Raw genomic sequence first — 17,228 nt, 5'->3', positions numbered from 1 at the left:
CCTTCTCCACAACCGGAGCATTGTCCTTTGGAGTTCAAAAACACCCTGCTGCTGACCCTTGCCGTCCTGTCCTTCACTCCGCTGGTCGCTGCGGAGGACACGTCAAAACCGCCGAACATTCTGTTCGTGTTGACCGACGACCAGGGCTGGACATCGCTGGGCTGCTACGGTAACCGGCACGTCGCCACACCCAACCTGGATCGATTGGCCGAACAGGGCATGCGGCTGACCGATGCCTACGTGATGCCCCAGTGCACGCCCACCCGCGCCGCGCTGTTGACCGGCCAGCACACCGCGCGCAATCAAATGTGGCACGTCATCGGCTGGTACGGATCTCCCTGGGCCCGTGTTTCCGAACCCATGTTTCGTGAACACCTCGATCCGTCCCAATGCCGTCTTCCCCAGCAATTGCGCGAGGCGGGCTATCGAACCGGGATGGCCGGCAAGTGGCACCTGACCAACAACCGGCACGGGTTCTACACCTACCTGAGACAACCTTCCGGGGACACCTTCGGCTTTGACGACGTCGCACCGCCGGGCGAGGGTTCACAAAATGAAGGCGACAAGTGGGTCGACCACCTGACCGATGCGGCCTGTGAATTCATGCGGGCCAATCGCGATCGTCCGTGGTTTTATTACTTGGCCCATCACACGCTGCACAACAAAGTCTCCGCGCCCCCGGAATTGGTTCAGAAACACCGGGACCGCGGTGCGCCCGAGGTCGGTTTACAGAACGCGACTTATCTGGCAGCCATCGAACACCTGGACAATTCGGTCGGTCGGCTGATGCAGCAACTGGACGAACTTGAATTGGCCGACAACACCCTATTCGTCTTCCTCAGCGACAACGGCGGAATCAAGAATCAATACAACCTGCCGGAGTGGGATGGATCACCGCTCAGCGGTAGCGTGCCGCTGACGGTTAAAGAACAGCAATTCGACAACGCGCCGCTGCGCGAAGGAAAAGGCTCGGTCTATGAAGGCGGCATTCGCGTCCCCTGTATCGTCCGTTGGCCAGGCGTCGTTCACCCCGGAACAGTCAGCAACACGCCGATCCACATCGTTGATTGGTACCCGACGCTTTGCCGTGTCGCCGGAGTGGAGCTTGGCGAGCCCACGGACGGAATCAACCTGATGCCGGTTTTCAAAGATCAGTCCGTCCCCGAGCGCTCATTGTTCTGGTACATGCCGCTCTATGATCTTCGTTGGGCATCGACTCCGTCGGCCGTGATCCGCCGCGGCGAGTGGAAATTGATCCACTACTTCGGTGACTGGTACGATTCGGCACAAGCCTACCACATCGGTGCTCATAGTGAGCTGTACGACCTGGCCGATGACCTGGGAGAAACACGGAATCTGGCCAAGACGCATCCGCAGCGAGCATCGCAACTGCGAGACGAACTGCTGCAGTGGGTTCGCGACATGGGTGCCGAGGTGCCAGCGCTGAATCCACACTACGATCCGTCCAAGGCACTGAAAGAGACCAAGGACAAGCAACCCTGGAACCGGTAGCGTTGGTGTCCAGGCTTTAGCCGCACACTCGCTGCTTTGCAGCGACGGGAAATCGCCGAAAGGCTAGACACCAACGGCTATCGCATGTCCCTTTCCCCGTACACCACGCCGGGCAGATAGATCACCATTCCGATCGCCGCGGCGACCATCCAGGCCGGTGCCGGACCGATGTCGGGCAAGCCCAGAGTGGCGCCAAACAGAATCACAATCGTCGCCACGCCCGCAAACGGCGTCATCCGCCAACCGGACACGAACGCCGACAGGCACAAGAGCGCCCCGGCGATCCCGACCGACCACAAGCTGGTAGATCGGCCCAGCGCATCGGTCGTGACATCATCGGCAACGCTCCGCAAGTTGAACTCTCCGCTTTGCACGCTCCGAATCACTTCTTCGAAGGACAGGCCCAGACTTTTTGCGGTGAACCCAAACACGGCCAGCAACAGACATCCGGCCAGCAGACGCGAGACACCGGAAAAGGCGAACTTTAAGGCGGTGTAACGATCGCGTGGGCGTTTGTAGCGACCGCTTCTCGCATCGGCCAACATCGCTTTGATCCGTTTCCGCTTGACGTCGGCGATCACCCGTTCGTCTTTGCCGGATTGTTCGACGCTCTGGTGTGCGGTTTCCATGATCGCCGACGCCATTTGCCAGCTCTGTTCGCGGGCTTGGGCCGCGCTGACGCCCTGGCTGATCAACGACCGTTGCTCCAACTGAGCCAGCTTTTTGCGGTCTGCTGCTTGGCGTTTCTGGTTGGCCCTTCGATCCAACGCCGCGCACAACCGGTCTCGCAGCGAACGGTTGTCGGTCGGCCCGTCAAACGACACATCGCCGGACAGCCGACGGCGTTTTTCAACCATCGCGTCGTAACCGAACAGTGCCTCGTAAATCGATTGCCATCCGGCACCGGCATAGCGTGCCAGAAAGTCACGCAAACCTTCTTCCTCGGCGCCTTCGATTCGTAAATCACGGACGAACCGACGTGCTTCCTCCAGCGTCGGCTTGCCCGCCTTGGCAGCCGTCACCGTCACGGCAAAGTGATAGCCGGCTCCGATGCCCGCCCCCAGGATCAATCCCAACACCGCTCCGATCCATAACCCGGCAGCCAGCACCACCAAGGTCAAACCCAACATCAATGACGCCAGCGACGCGATGCCGATTTCGATCCATGACAACGTGCCCAACCAGCGGCGAACGTGATCGGCGATCGCGCTCGGCCCGGCCGTCGTCGCCAACACCACCGCGACGATGCAGGCGGTCACCAGCATCACAGGTCCCAGCAAAAACACCTGTAACGAAATCAACGGCGAGGCCAGAGTGGTCAACACCGCGGTGGCGGCCAAGGCGACGAACAGCTTGCCGGAGAATCGTTTGACAAGTTGTGTTTTTGCGTAACGCACGGCGACGGCTTCCCAGCGATCGGCTTGGTCGCGAGACGGAGTAAAGCCCATCAGCGATTCGACACCCAGGAACGACTGCAAGTCGTCGATCATTTCGGCCAGCGATCCGTAGCGGTCAGCGGGACGCTTGGCCATGGATCGGGCGACGATTTGGCACAGGGGCTGGGGAACGCGCGGCTGGATTTCGGCCAGATTCGGCAGCGCCGCGTGGGCGTGTTGTTGGATCACCTCGGAGATTTCCGTTGCCGCATAAGGCGCACGACCGGCCAGCAGGTAGAACAGGCTGCAGCCCAGGGAGTAGATGTCGGCGCGGTGGTCGACCGCGGTGGCGTCGGCGCTTTGTTCGGGGGCCATGTAGGCCGGCGTTCCGATCGCCGTGCCTTGCATGGTCACTTGGGTGCCACTTTGAAGCCCGCTGTAGGCGAGGTCTTCGCCGGACGATTCGGGATCGATCTGGTCGGGAACTTTCACCAGCCCCAGATCCGCAACCTTGACGACGCCGTCTTCGCTGAGCAGCAAGTTGGCCGGTTTAACGTCACGATGAACCATCCCGCTTCGGTGGGCGAATTGCAACCCGCGCGCCGCCTGCAAGATGTAAGTCGCCGCCAGCTTGGGATCCAAGCTGCCCTTGTCGCGGACCAAATCGCCGAGTGACCCGCCACGAATCCACTCCATCGAAAAATACAGCTGGCCGTCGTCTTCGCCGAAGTCATAGATCTGGACCACGTTGTGATGTGCCAGCTGGGCCGCCGCATAGGCTTCACGGGTGAACCTCGCCAACGAGGCGGGGTTTTCGGTCAGCCGCGTGCGAATGGTTTTGAGCGCGACGTCACGGTCCAGCGACACCTGTTTGGCTTGATAGACCGCTCCCATCGCGCCACGGCCGAGCATGCGGATGATGCGATAGCCGCCCAGTCGCGACAGCGGCGCGGTCGCCGCGTCGCCGCCATCGGATGCATCGCCACTGGAGACAGGACCGCCGGTGGGCACGTCTTTGGTGCGCGCGGCGGTGACGGCGGAAACCTTTGCCGCCGGCGACGATGCGGACGAGTGATCCTGATCGACGGTCTGGTCAACCGTTTGCTCGGCCGCCGCGGTTTGTGCCGGGTCCACGGTCGGTGTCGCGTCCGCCGTCCCATCCGCAGCAACGGTCCGCGCGGCGACACCCGGTCGCCGTTTGGGCGCCTGCTCGGGGGGCGGTTTGAGTTTGCCGACCCGCACCCTCGGCGGGGCTTCGCTGCCGACCTGGACCAGGAACGCTTCCCCGCACCGTTTGCACTTCGGCTTGTAGCGGCCCGGTTTGGGATCCCCCAGTTGCAGCTTCGCACAGCAGTGTGGGCATTCGATCTGCATCAATGACGGGCGGCGAGAATTGGAAGGGGCACGACAGGATCAACGCCCCACCATCATAACTCATCGCGTCGCGAAAGACGGATCACTCCCCCCTCGGCGCGTTGCCGTCACATGGAAAGTCACTTTGGCGTGGCGAGCCGCTGCACGGTCAATTCGATGGCGGTGATCAGTGCCCGGGCCTTGTTGATGGTTTCATCGTATTCGGCGTCGGGGTCGCTGTCGGCGACGACGCCGCAACCGGCTTGCACATAAACCGTGTCGTCTTTGACGACCATGGTCCGCAGCGCGATGCAGGTGTCCATGTTGCCGCGATAGTCGATCCAGCCGACGGCACCGGCGTAAGGGCCTCGGCGATGCGGTTCGATCGAATCGATGACCTCCATCGCGCGCACCTTCGGGGCGCCCGAAACCGTCCCGGCCGGAAGTGCCGCTTTGAGTGCATCGAAGGCATCCAGTCCGTCGCGCAGTTTGCCTTGGACTTCGCTGCTGATGTGCATCACGTGGCTGTAGCGTTCAACGACCATCACTTCGGTCAATTCGATGCTGCCGAACTGGGCGACACGGCCGACGTCGTTGCGCCCCAGGTCGACCAACATGACATGTTCGGCGCGTTCCTTGGGATCGGCCAACAATTCCTGCTCGAGCGCCTTGTCTTCCTTTTCGGTCCGTCCGCGTTTGCGGGTTCCGGCCAAAGGTCGGACGGTGACGACGGAATCTTCGACGCGGCACATGATCTCCGGCGAACACCCCACCAGGACGGTCTCGGGGGTTCGCAGGTAAAACATGAACGGGCTGGGGTTGACCACCCGCAGCGAACGATAGATCTCCAAGGGGTCGACGTCGGTTTTCACGGCCATCCGCTGGCTGGGGACGACCTGAAAGATATCGCCGGCGCGAATGTACTCGACACACTCGCGGACCGCCTTGCAAAACGATTCGCGGGTGAAGTTGGACGTGATTTCCAGCGGCTGGTTGTTCGCCGCTTCTCGCCACACCGCTTCGTCCCAGGCCCCGGTGCGGATCTCTTGGGCGCCGTTGGACTGTGAAAGTTTTTCGATGGTTTGGTCGACCTCGGCGGCTGCGGCGGCCAAGGCCCGCGCGGCGGCGTCGTGGTTGTCCACGTCGCGACAATCGGCCAGCGAGACGACCGTGACGGTCTTGTCGACGTGATCAAAGACGCACAGGGTGTGGTAGAACGCGAAATCCAAATCCGGCAATCCACGGTCATCGGTCGGCGCGTCGGGCAGGTGTTCGACGTAGCGGACGACGTCGTAGCCGGCATAGCCGATCGCCCCGCCGACAAACGGCGGCAGTTCGTCGATTTCGGCGACGGAGTTGCGAAAGTAGGCGCGGAACGCATTCAACGGGTCGGGATCGGAAAACGTTTCCGGTTCCCGCCGGCCGGTCAAATCAGTCACGGTGACCTCGTTTCGCGTGGCCGAGAAACGCAGCGACGGCGCGGCGGCCAAAAAACTGTAACGACCGACCTTTTCCCCGCCGATGACACTTTCAAACAAACACGCTCCGCCGGCCGCCCCGCCGTCGCCGTCGGCCGATCGGTCCAGCCGGCGAAATGCTGTCACCGGGGTTAAGGCGTCGCTCAACAATCGACGGTACACGGGGACGAAGTCGTGCTCGATGGCCAGGGCGGCAAATTCGTCGGGGGTGGGGTGGTGCATGAACGGGGCGAAATGAACGGGGCGAAATTCAACAAGGGGCGAGACCGGGGTCCCGTTAGTGTCGTCACCGAAACGCCCGTCGTGTAGGGGACCGGGTTGGTTTTGCCCCTTGCGAGCGATAGAATCGAGCGGTCCCCCCGCCACAACATCGGATTGATCATGAAGTGCCAATTCTGTGAAAAACCGGCCACCTTTCACATCACCGAACTGACCGAGCCGGTCGGTCCGCAGGTGATGCACTTGTGTGAAGAGCACGCCAAGGGGTTTTTGAACAAAGAAGCCAGCCCGCCGATGACCGCGATCGCCTCGGCCCTGGCCAAGCAGCTCGGTGGCCAATCCGGCGATGCGTTGGAGGAACTGGACCAGAAGGAGTGTCCGGTTTGTGGCATCAGCTTTTTCGAATTTCGCAACAGCGGGCGCCTCGGGTGCCCCTATGACTACACCCACTTCGAATCCGATCTCCGCCCGCTGTTGATCAACGTCCACGACAAGACCGAACATGTGGGCAAGAAACCCACCCGCTCGGCGGGAACGGCCGACTCCTTGGCCAAAATGATCGGCCTGAGGCGTGAGATGGAGGAAGCGATCGAACGCGAAGACTATGAGCGGGCTTCGGAAATCCGCGACGAAATCAAGGCGATGGAAGACCCGATCGCCCCCCCATCGACCTCCTCGGATACCCAATCGTGAAACGTGACGCGGACTTTGATGAACTGGCCCGATACCGGGGCGAATGGATGCGCGGCGAAGGGCCGGAATCGGACATCGTGATCAGCACGCGGATCCGCCTGGCTCGCAACCTGGCCGATTTCCCCTTCATCCGCCGCTGCAGCGACGAAGATCGGTTGAGCATCGAACGGACCGTCCGGGCACGGATGGAAAGTCTGACCGACCAACGCTGGGAATCCGCCCACTACGTCGACCTGGAACCGCTCTCGGAAATTGATCGCCAATTGCTGGTCGAACGCCAGCTGATCAGCCGCGAGATCGCCGAAGGCGACGGGTCGCGCGCCGTCGCCTTTGACGCCGCCGAAGGCTACAGCGTGATGGTCAACGAAGAAGACCACCTGCGGATCCAAGTCATGAAAAGCGGCTTGGACATCAAAAACACCTGGGAACAGGTCAACCGTATCGACAACATGCTCGAAGAAGTCATCTTGTACGCGTTCCATCCGCGCTACGGTTACCTGACCGCGTGCCCCACCAACGTCGGAACCGGATTGCGGGTCAGCGTGATGCTGCACTTGCCGGCCTTGGTGATCACCGAACAAATGGACCGCGTCTTCCGCTCCATGCAACGCATCAACGTGACCGTTCGCGGACTCTATGGCGAAGGGTCACAGTACACCGGCGATTTCTATCAAGTCAGCAACCAGGTCACGCTCGGTCACACCGAAGCCGACTTGCTGGCGTTGGTCGGTGATGAGGTCGCGCCGCGGATCATCCAGTACGAACGCAAGGCGCGTCAGGCGTTGCTGAAAAACAACCGCGACGACTTGCACGACGAAGTCAGCCGGGCGATGGGCATCTTGAGCACGGCCCGAAAGATCAGCAGCGAAGAAACGATGCACCATCTGTCCAAGATCCGACTGGGCATCAGCATGGGGCTGATCGAGCAACCGGACGTCAAAGTCATTAACCAACTGTTCTTGCAAACCCAATCGGCGCACCTGCAAAAGTTGCAAGGCCGCGTCTTGGGCACCGCCGAACGTCACGCCCGCCGCGCCAGTTTTCTGCAACACCACCTGGCCGGAAAAGACGACGCCACCTGGAACTAGCACTTCCTGATTGCAATTGTTTTGCCCCCATCGTTTTGCCCCTGCCGCCTTCTCCTTGGATCACAACGGTTGTCGATCGAAGGTATCCTAGACGGAGCACCAAAACGCTCCGCCTATTGAAAGAAGCCAAATGAGAACGCCGATTGCTTGTTTGATGGTCGTCCTGGTCGCCGGTTCGTCGGTCCTGTTTGGACAGGATTCGGCACCGTCGAAGAACGTAACGAAACCCAGTGAAGCCCCGAAATACGATGCCTCCGTCCCCCAACCGACGCTGTCCGAAGTGCGTTACGGGGACCATCCGCGGCACGTGATCGATTTCTGGAAGGCCGAATCCGACATGGCGACCCCGTTGGTGTTTGTGATCCACGGCGGAGGCTGGCAGGGCGGGTCCAAGGAACGTGTGCATCGATTTGCCGACGTCAGCGCGCTGCTGAATGCCGGAATCTCGGTTGCCGCTTGCAATTACCGCTATGTCAAACAGGCGGCGGGATCTGGGATCGAGCCGCCGGTGAAAGCGCCGCTGCACGACGCCGCTCGCGCCTTGCAGTTCGTGCGAAGCAAGTCCGACGAGTGGAATTTAGACAAGCTGCGTATCGGTGCTGCCGGAGGATCTGCTGGTGCATGCTCCAGTTTGTGGATCGCCTTTCACGATGACCTCGCCGACCCGCAGAGTGACGATCCCATCAGCCGCGAATCGACGCGTCTTTGGTGCGCGGCCGTGACGGGCGCCCAGACCACGCTCGATCCGAAACAGATGAAGGAGTGGACACCGAACAGTCGATACGGCGGTCACGCCTTCGGGCTAGGTAGTTTTGCGAAGTTTCTGGCCAATCGCGAAACGATTCTGCCCTGGATCAATGAATACTCGCCCTACGCATTGGTCGACAAAGGCGATCCGGGAGTGTACCTGATCTACTCGCGGCCTCCGGCGATCGGAAAAGACCAGAAGGACCCGACACACACATCCAACTTCGGCGTCAAGTTACAGCAGCACTGCAAAACCAATGGCGTCGCATGCGAGTTGGTGTATCCCGGTGCGCCCGACGTGGAGCACCCAACGCCGACCGATTACCTCATCGCAACGCTGCTTCAAGAGCCTTAAATCAAAGGGGTCAGGCCTCTTTGAATCAAAGGGGTCAGGCCTCTTTGTTGAGAGGCCAACGTGTGTTGGGAGGTTTCCTTCTCCCGGTTGAACGGTCCGGGGCATGCCATGAACACCTCGGGCGAAAGATAGCCGGTGGGGCTCGTATTGACGCTGGCATTTCAAACGCGATTTGAAACCGACCCTGATGTCTCCGTCGCCCATCTACCACAAAAAAGAGGCCTGACCCCTTTGTTGCCGCACTCGCAATAGTCCGTCAAGCTACTTGCTACGGTTTCCGTCTGCGGTCAGTTTGACGAGGATCACTTGATTGTTCTCGCCCTTGCGCTTCCCGTGACTGACTCGTCCCTCAGCCACCGTGATCCATGACTCGTTGTCGTTGATTCGGCAGACGCCGGAATTACCCAATGTCGCATGGTTTTCCGGAACGACAATCTGTTCGGTGTCTTTCAGAACGACCAATCGTTTGGGATCGACTTCGGCGACGAACAACGGCGCCCGGTGTCTCATGATGTGGTCGTTGTCAGCTCCCCGGCGGGTGTAAACCAGATACAGCCGTCCACCCAGCGTGATCCAGTGCTGCTGGGTGTTGTAGCTGCCCAGTGCTTCACCGTCGTCGAACTTCCAGGGAATTTGGTTCGAGAAATGAATGCCTTCGGAGCTGCGCGCCACCCAGGCGCCGTCGTCTGCACGCAGCGTCAAGAAGAACGCACCATCGTGTTGTGTCACGGAGGGTTCGTACAAGCCGCGTCGATTCGGCAGGGAATGTTCTGTACCGTGTTCAATGTAGCGAAGCGTTGTGCCGTCAAAGCTGCATTTCGCGACAATCGACGTGTAATTCCGCTTCTCGCTGCTTCGCTGGTAACGGACCGGCAACAACACCGTTCCGTCGTCGAGAACGACCTGTTGGTGACAACCGGCGTTGGGGGCAATGATCGGATGCCCGCCGTGGTCCTTGGCCGGCATCTCCAGAATCCGCAACGGGCCAAACGTTCGCGTCGCCGGATCAAAAACGCAATAGGATACCTGCTCACGAAGAATGTCTTCTTTTGAACCCTCGGCGAAATTGAATGTTTTGCCGGTAACCAGCACTTTCTCGGACTTGGCATGCCAGATCGGACAGAGGTCGCCGGCAACCACTTCGTAGCCGTCCTCTCGTCGTAACCTTTTTAGCGATGCAATGGATCGGGGCTCGTTCCACGTGTCGGCCCGCTGGTCGGCAAAAACCACGAAGACATCGTGATAACCATGCGCTCCGACTTTTGCCGTGCGAGACATCGTCGTCAAAAAGAACGGGCGAACTTGCTGAGGCACCATTGCAGTTCGCGCTTGTGTCCAGTCCCAGTCCGAATCGCCTGTCACGATGACCGACCTGTCGGCCATCAGTCCGGCAACATCGTCGTTTTCAGGTGTCGGCTTGGAGCGCGGTTCGGCAGCCAGTAGGACGCCGCAAATCATCAAGGGCAGGAAACAGGCGGCAAGTTTCATCGATACTCTCGTGGTATGACAATCGATGTCAATCTTTGAACAGACCGAGCATCCGGCCTTCGTCGGTGCATTATAGTGACAGAATTGTGCCGTTGTGCTGTCCACAGCAAGGGCGCACTCCGAAACGCTCGATACCGCAGCCGTGATGATCGTTCAGGATGGTGTGGTTGTTAATCAATGGGGGCCGGTGGCGTTACCGTTGAAGTGTCATTCGGTTCACAAAAGTCTCTTAAGTGCCCTATTGGTTTCGAAGTCAGAATTCAGCAAACTGCTGTCGATGATCCTCGAGGCTCGCTCTGACGCAGCGACGACTCGATCGACAAATGCGATCGATTCGCCGAGAGAAGCAGAATTTGACATCTTGATCCGAAATGGTGATGTCATTAGAGGAACCGGACGCCCCGGTTTCGTGCGGACGTCGGAATCAAGGTGGATCGTATCGTCGCGATCGGCGGCCTCTCGAATTCAACGGCAAACCGCATCATCGAAGCGGAAGGTCAGGTGGCTTGCCCGGGCTTTATCGATCTGCACAGTCATGCCGAACAGGGACTCGTTCCTAACGATCCGGCGCGACGCAGTGCACCGAATCTGATCACACAAGGCATCACAACCGTCGTGGTCAATCAGGACGGCGGCGGACCGGACAGTATCTTAATCATCGAGCCCCCAGACGCCGACGTCGCCGGCAAAACGCTTGCGGAATATGCTCGTGTTTGCGAGGAATTACCGGAGGATGCGGCCATCAGGCTGCAGCTCGATGGAGATCAGAAACGAAAAGGCGGCGCGCGATTGCGAGCGTTCGCGATGGACGACCGAGATGTCGCCGCCTTCGCCGTGACTGACTGGAACGCAACGTCTAGCGATGCCGGTATCGCTCTGCCTCAGGACGGCCCCGTCCATCCACGATTCTACGGAGCGTTTCCGCGCGAAATTCGTCAGTTTGCGATCGATCAAGCACTGATGACGATTGAACAGGCAGTTCGGGCGGGGACGACGCTCCCGGCCGAAATCCTGGGATTGACCGATCGCGGTGAATTAACGGTCGGAAACGTTGCCGATGTGGTCGTCTTTGATGAAAAAACAATTCGTGATCGATCCGATGCGTTTCATCCGCATCGATTCGCCAGGGAATCAATTACGTGCCCGTCAACGGTTCGGTGGCGGTCGACCAAGGCCAATGGCTTGGCGATCTGTCTGGTAAGATTCTCGAGAAGACTCAATCAGCTGATCGGGCTTCTTCGTATCGCTGACCAAGATTGATTTGACCATGAACTGCTGCCAATGCTTGAGTAATCCGATGCCACTTTATCTCATGATCTCGCGTCGTTTGCCTTCGATTGCGATGACCCCGCGTGTGCCGCAATTCGGCCGCGTGGTTTTTCGCCTCGTCTGGTTGGTCCTCGCTGTGGCTTTCGTGGCCGCGTCGGGCTCGCTCCAGGCACGCGCTCAGGAGGCAGCGTTCACTCCATTCGCTTCGGCAGCGGAGGTCGAACAGTTGATCGATCGATACATGGATCGGAACGGTGTTCCGGGGCTGTCGGTCGCTATCGCGCTCGATAACAAGCTGGTCTTTTCTAGAGGTTTCGGGCTGGCGGATGTCGAGCACTCCGTTCCGGCGACGGAATCGACTCGGTATCGAACGGCATCGATTGCCAAGCCGATGACCGCAGCCGTGGTGCTTTCGTTGGCCGCAGAAGGCAAACTGGATCTGGACTGTCCGGTTCAGGAGTACGTTGCCAAATTCCCCGAGAAGCAATGGCCGGTGACCAGTCGGCAATTGCTCGCGCACCTGGGCGGCGTTCGGCATTACAAGTCGTCGTCCGAGTCGTCGTCGACGAAACATTTCTTCAACTTGAGCGACGCGCTCAGCACCTTCGCTGACGATCCGTTGATCCACCAACCGGGATCAAAGTATCGGTACTCGTCATTCGGTTACAACCTGCTAGGAAGCGTGGCCGAAGGCGCCGGCAACCGTGACTTCACCAAACTGCTCAATGAGCGTGTTTTCGTGCCGGCCGGGATGACGCACACCGTGGTGGACGATACGTTCGCCGTGATTCCCGGCCGCGCCCGTGGGTACATCCGAGCGACCCCGTCGCTGTTGGCGAAGCTTCCCGATCATCATAACCTTGTCGACGGTGAACTCTACAACGCGACACTGCACGATACGAGCATGAAGATCCCCGGTGGCGGCCTTCTGTCAACGGCTGCCGATTTGGTGCGGTTTGCGACCGCGATCAACCGAGGCGAAGTTCTTGAGGACACCACCTTGGATGCGATGTGGACGCGACAGACCACGACCGCCGGCAAAGAGATTTCCTACGGTCTCGGCTGGAGCGTTGGGCGCAAGTCGGGACGACGCGCGGTCTGGCACGGCGGAGCGCAATCGGGGACTTCGACCACGCTGTTGCTGTACCCGGAAACCGGAACCTGCGTCGCCATCATGAGCAATCTGCAGCGGTTGAGTCTGATGAAGACGGCCGTCGCCATCGCCGATCTGGTAGATCCGCCGACGTATGATTATCAGGACGCCATTGAGAAGCTGCAGACGGCCGTACGTTACGAAGTGCAGCAGAAGCAGTTGCCCGCGTTTTCCATTTCCGTGGTCGATCGCGATCAGGTGGTATGGGCCGACGGCTTTGGCTTTCAAGATGCCGACCAGACCATTCCCGCGACGGCGGAAACGGTTTATCGAGTGGGCTCGGTTTCAAAATTGTTCACCGACATCGCCGTGATGCAGTTGGTCGACGAAGGCAGGCTGGATTTGGATACGACGGTGCAAACTTACCTTCCCGAGTTTCAACCGGAAAACCCGTTCAATGTCCCGCTGACACTGCGCCAGATGATGTCGCATCGATCCGGGCTGGTGCGAGAATCTCCCGTCGGCAACTACTTTGACCCCACCGAACCGACTCTGGAGGCGACGGTTGCAAGCCTGAGCGACACCTCGCTGGTGTACAAGCCGGAGACGAAAACGAAGTATTCCAATGCGGCGATCGCGGTCGTCGGCGCCGTCCTGGAAAAACAACTGGATGTCTCGCATCCGGAACGTGTCCGGCAAACCATTCTCGATCCCCTGGGCATGAACCAAAGCAGCTTCGTCGTGTCGCCTTCGGTCGAACCGAAACTTGCGACCGGATGGATGCGAACCTATGACGGGCGGCGATTTCCCGCTCCCGCGTTCCTGCTGGGCACCGGTCCGGCGGGCAACCTGTATTCCAACGTGCTCGACTTGTCCAAGTTTGTCTCCTGCCTGTTCAACGCCGGCAAAACGAACGACGGGATGATTCTGAAGCCTGAAACGCTGCGGCGGATGTCGACACCGATCAAGGATTCCGATGGCAAATCGCAGGGGTTCGGCCTGGGATTTCACATCAAGGAGTTAGACGGATTCACCAAGATCGGGCATGGCGGCGCGGTTTATGGATTTTCAACCCAACTGGAAGCTCTGCCCGAACGGAAACTCGGCGTCGCAGCGACCGCCTCACTTGATGGCACCAATGCGGTCGTCCGCCGCTTGGCCGACTACGCGTTGCGGCTGATGATCGCGACCCAGGACGGGAAAGAATTGCCAGCGTATCGCACCACGGTCCCCCTGCCCGCCGAGCGCGTGAGGGTGCTGCGGGGACGCTACAAGGAGGTCGAGGGCGATCGATTCGCTGAGATCTCCGAACTCAATGGCGACGTCTTCATGCACCGCGGGACGTTTCGCTATCAGCTACGTGTGGCAGATGACGGCTCCATCATCACCGACGACGAGGCCGGCTTCGGCACCGAAATCATCCTTAACAGCGATGGGCAACTCGTTATCGGCGATAGGACGTTCCGGCGGCTGCCCGACGACCCACCGGCAGAAACTCCCGACCGCTGGCGAGGACTGATCGGCGAGTACGGCTGGGACCACAACACGCTGTACATTCTCGAACGAAACGGCCAGCTTTACGCGCTGATCGAATGGTTCTACTACTATCCGCTAACCGAAATCAGTGACGACGTTTTCGAATTCCCAGATCACGGACTGTATCACGGTGAAGGGTTGCGGTTCACTCGTGACGAAAACGGGATCGCAACAGAAGTCAACGCCGCCGAAGTCGTTTTCAAACGGCGTGAAGTCGGCACAACGGACGGCGAGACGTTCAAGATCACCCCGGTCAAACCGATCGATGAACTCCGCGCCGGCGCCTTGGCTGCGACGCCCCCGCCGGAACCGGGCGATTACCGCGAACCGGAACTCGTCGAGCTGATCAAAATCGACCCGACGATTAAGTTGGACATTCGATATGCAACGACAAACAATTTCACCGGAGCGGTGTTCTACAAACAGCCCCAAGCCTTCATGCAGAAACCGGCGGCCGACGCGGTGGCCCGTGCGAACCAGAAATTGCGACCGCTCGGGCTAGGGCTGCTGATTCACGATGCCTATCGCCCCTGGCACGTGACGAAAATGTTCTGGGATGCAACCCCGGGCGATTTAAAAGACTTCGTCGCCAATCCCGCCAACGGCTCACGTCATAACCGTGGCTGTGCCGTGGATCTGACGCTGTATGATCTTGCCTCCGGCCAGCCGATTCAGATGGTCGCCGGCTACGACGAGTTTTCGCCACGCTCGTTTCCGCAATATCCCGGTGGAACCACTCGCCAGCGTTGGTACCGCGAATTACTGCGTCGGACGATGGAATCGGAAGGGTTCACGGTGTACGAGTACGAATGGTGGCACTTCGATTACAAGGACTGGAAAACGTATCGAATCGGCAATGCCACCTTCGAGGAACTGATCGATTAGTTCAACGTCGTCACCTTGCACGAATCACAGGGCGAACGTAGCCGCGACGAACCTCCGATTCACTTGATCGGATCAACAAACCACGAACTGCACAGCTTCACTACCTGCAAGAGTCACGATCCAAGGCACCAACATGCGAAGCACCGAAATTATTAAATCGGCATCCGTCCACCGCCATCTTTTGTTCATCGGCTGCTTCCTCGTCATGACGACGGCGGCATTGCAATCACACGCCCAGCGTCCATCGCCGAGTGAGTGGGTGCGGGGCGACAAAAATATTGGAAATGCCGTAAAGGAGGGGATTCGCGTCCTCCGCGACCAGCCGTACAAGAGCGACGAAGATCTGAGCGACTATGAGCGAGAACGCTGCAAGCTGGACTGGTACCTGCCGAGTGACGGATCGGATTTCCCGACGCTGGTTTGGTTTCACGGCGGCGGGTTGCAGAACGGACACAAGGGTGACGACATCGCCGTCACGGTTTGCGAGCGGTTCGCCGCCGAAGGCATCGCCGTCGCATCGGTCAACTATCGATTGTCTCCCAAAGTCAATTATCCCGCCTACACGAAAGACGCGGCCGCAGCGGTCGCGTTCGTCCGCAACACAGTCGCGCAGTACGGAGGATCACCCGATGCAGTCTTTGTCTCGGGCCACTCAGCCGGAGGTTACCTGACGTCGATGGTCGGCATGCACCCAGATCTGCTAGCCGAACACGGGCTGAATCGAACGGACATCGCCGGCTACATCCCCGTTGCCGGGCAGATGGTCACGCACTCGACCGTTCGTGGCGAACGCAGTATTCCGCGGACCCGGCCGGTGATCGACGAAGCCGCACCCGCCTTTCACGCGACCGCCGACACGTCGCCGTTTTTATGCTTCGCCGGCGACAACGACCTGCCGGCGCGGAGCGAAGAGAACCGTTACTTTGCCGCCGCGATGAAAGCCGCCGGCCACGACGACATCCAGTTCATCGAAGTCGCCGGCCGCGACCACGGCACCATCGCCAGTCGCATGGGCGACCCCAACGACACCGTCGCCCACGCGATCCTGCAATTCATCCGCCAGCAACGCGGAAACGCCACCGCGGGCGATTGATGGCGAAATCGATACCGCGCGAGTCGCCGGTCAATCGTCGTGCTATCCTCACGTCTTTCCGGTCATCGCTTGGCTTGGCACCCGAAGACGATTCTTGGGCAGGAACTGCTTGAATAAATTGACGTAGTGGGTCGCTGTTGCAGACCGCTTATAGGTCTCGTTTGATTGCCCGCCAACACCCGTGCTGAATTCACAAATCTCATACCCGTACTCCGGCATGTGAACGCCGCAGGGCGAGAACCCCGTGCCGCACAGACGCTTTAAATTGATCGGACTTGCCGCAAATCCAAGCATCCGGAATCCGTCGGCGGTCGGGTCGATTGACAATAGTGCCATCTGGAAGAACAGCGTAAAGCTGACGGAGTCTGTGACGCCGTACCACGGTTGCGCATGACTGCCGTGCAGTTCCACGGCGGAATCCAGGATCAGGTTTTGGCTCTCCGGCAGCACATCACTCGCTTCGACATCCATGAAGGTGCATTTCCCTTGCCGAAGCTCGTCGTAGGCCCGGTCGGTCACCGGCAAGACGATGGTGACCCCACAACGCTGGGTCCCGGCCGTTGAGTAGAGGATGCAGTTGGGGTTGGTCTTCCAGATTTCGAGATATCGCTGTTCATAGCGAGGATACTCGTCATCGAGCTTCTGGTCAGCGATTGCAAAGCCGTCGCCGTCTGCCGGGGATTCGGAGCGTTTCAAGTGCTCGCCCCAGCTCGCGCGCATTTTCCGTACCGCCGCTCGCGCGTCCTCAAGACCTCGGCAGTGTGCATGTTCACTCAGTGTCGGGTCGCCCTGGATAAACTTCGACAGGGACCAAGGCCACGAGTCGAAGGCGTCCTTGGATGTATCGTCCCGTAGTTGGTCGTCGGTCAAGCCCAGTGCGTCGCCGATGCGATGGATCGTCTCTGGACGCACGCTTGAGCGGCCCTTCTCCACGATTTGAATGGTCCGGAGCGACAATTCCGCTTCTTCGGCCAGCTGTGACTGCGTCATCCCCAACTCCCTCCGTCGCTGTTGAATGATCTGATTTCGTCGCAACACGGTCT

At 59.6% G+C, this 17,228-nt stretch carries 11 protein-coding genes; 7 read left to right on the top strand and 4 right to left on the bottom strand.

What is annotated here, in order from left to right; translation table 11 throughout:
* Positions 1-27 precede the first annotated feature (27 nt).
* Entirely contained in the window at positions 28-1,512 is a 1,485-nt protein-coding gene (locus tag H1B37_RS13515) for a sulfatase (protein WP_182867191.1), read from the top strand.
* A 77-nt stretch (positions 1,513-1,589) separates the two neighbouring features.
* Here the strand turns inward: H1B37_RS13515 and H1B37_RS13510 are convergent, their stop codons facing one another.
* Both H1B37_RS13510 and trpE read right to left on the bottom strand, forming a co-directional pair.
* A complete protein-coding gene (locus H1B37_RS13510; protein WP_182867190.1) occupies positions 1,590-4,262 on the bottom strand; it encodes a serine/threonine-protein kinase in 2,673 nt (890 codons plus the stop codon).
* Positions 4,263-4,381: 119 nt separating this feature from the next.
* Complete coding sequence (gene trpE / locus H1B37_RS13505; RefSeq protein ID WP_182867189.1) at positions 4,382-5,941, bottom strand: anthranilate synthase component I; 1,560 nt, start codon at positions 5,939-5,941, stop codon at positions 4,382-4,384.
* 159 nt (positions 5,942-6,100) lie between these two features.
* Here trpE and H1B37_RS13500 point away from each other — a divergent pair, with 159 nt between their 5' ends.
* The 3 genes from H1B37_RS13500 to H1B37_RS13490 all read left to right on the top strand — a co-directional run bounded on the left by H1B37_RS13500 (position 6,101) and on the right by H1B37_RS13490 (position 8,821).
* Positions 6,101-6,631: a UvrB/UvrC motif-containing protein gene (locus H1B37_RS13500; protein ID WP_147866037.1), complete on the top strand. Its 531-nt coding sequence runs from the start codon at positions 6,101-6,103 to the stop codon at positions 6,629-6,631.
* 47 nt (positions 6,632-6,678) lie between these two features.
* Positions 6,679-7,719, top strand: coding sequence for a protein arginine kinase (locus H1B37_RS13495; RefSeq protein WP_182867225.1), 1,041 nt, complete (start codon positions 6,679-6,681; stop codon positions 7,717-7,719).
* Positions 7,720-7,849: 130 nt separating this feature from the next.
* On the top strand, positions 7,850-8,821 hold the full coding sequence (locus H1B37_RS13490) for an alpha/beta hydrolase fold domain-containing protein (protein ID WP_182867188.1): 972 nt from the start codon (positions 7,850-7,852) through the stop codon (positions 8,819-8,821).
* Positions 8,822-9,082: 261 nt separating this feature from the next.
* Here the strand turns inward: H1B37_RS13490 and H1B37_RS13485 are convergent, their stop codons facing one another.
* Positions 9,083-10,309 carry a glycoside hydrolase family protein gene (locus tag H1B37_RS13485; RefSeq protein WP_286177718.1) on the bottom strand — a complete coding sequence of 409 codons (1,227 nt, stop codon included), beginning with the start codon at positions 10,307-10,309 and terminating at the stop codon, positions 9,083-9,085.
* 429 nt (positions 10,310-10,738) lie between these two features.
* Here H1B37_RS13485 and H1B37_RS34400 point away from each other — a divergent pair, with 429 nt between their 5' ends.
* The 3 genes from H1B37_RS34400 to H1B37_RS13470 all read left to right on the top strand — a co-directional run bounded on the left by H1B37_RS34400 (position 10,739) and on the right by H1B37_RS13470 (position 16,185).
* Positions 10,739-11,569 (top strand): amidohydrolase family protein, encoded by an 831-nt coding sequence (locus H1B37_RS34400; RefSeq protein ID WP_182867187.1) that lies wholly within the window; start codon positions 10,739-10,741, stop codon positions 11,567-11,569.
* Positions 11,570-11,606: 37 nt separating this feature from the next.
* Positions 11,607-15,092, top strand: a complete 3,486-nt coding sequence (locus tag H1B37_RS13475; protein WP_182867186.1) for a serine hydrolase — start codon at positions 11,607-11,609, stop codon at positions 15,090-15,092.
* 133 nt (positions 15,093-15,225) lie between these two features.
* Positions 15,226-16,185, top strand: a complete 960-nt coding sequence (locus tag H1B37_RS13470) for an alpha/beta hydrolase (RefSeq protein WP_182867185.1) — start codon at positions 15,226-15,228, stop codon at positions 16,183-16,185.
* A gap of 48 nt (positions 16,186-16,233) precedes the next feature.
* Here H1B37_RS13470 and H1B37_RS13465 read toward each other — a convergent pair whose 3' ends face one another.
* The gene (locus H1B37_RS13465) at positions 16,234-17,223 is read right to left on the bottom strand and encodes a helix-turn-helix domain-containing protein (protein WP_353620834.1); all 990 of its coding nucleotides are present in this window, start codon (positions 17,221-17,223) and stop codon (positions 16,234-16,236) included.
* Positions 17,224-17,228: the final 5 nt, after the last annotated feature.

The sequence above is a fragment of the Stieleria mannarensis genome (assembly GCF_014154935.1).
GTDB lineage: Bacteria > Planctomycetota > Planctomycetia > Pirellulales > Pirellulaceae > Stieleria > Stieleria mannarensis.
Note: the sequence above shows the minus strand (reverse complement) of the source record. Positions and strands in the feature narration are given on the sequence as shown.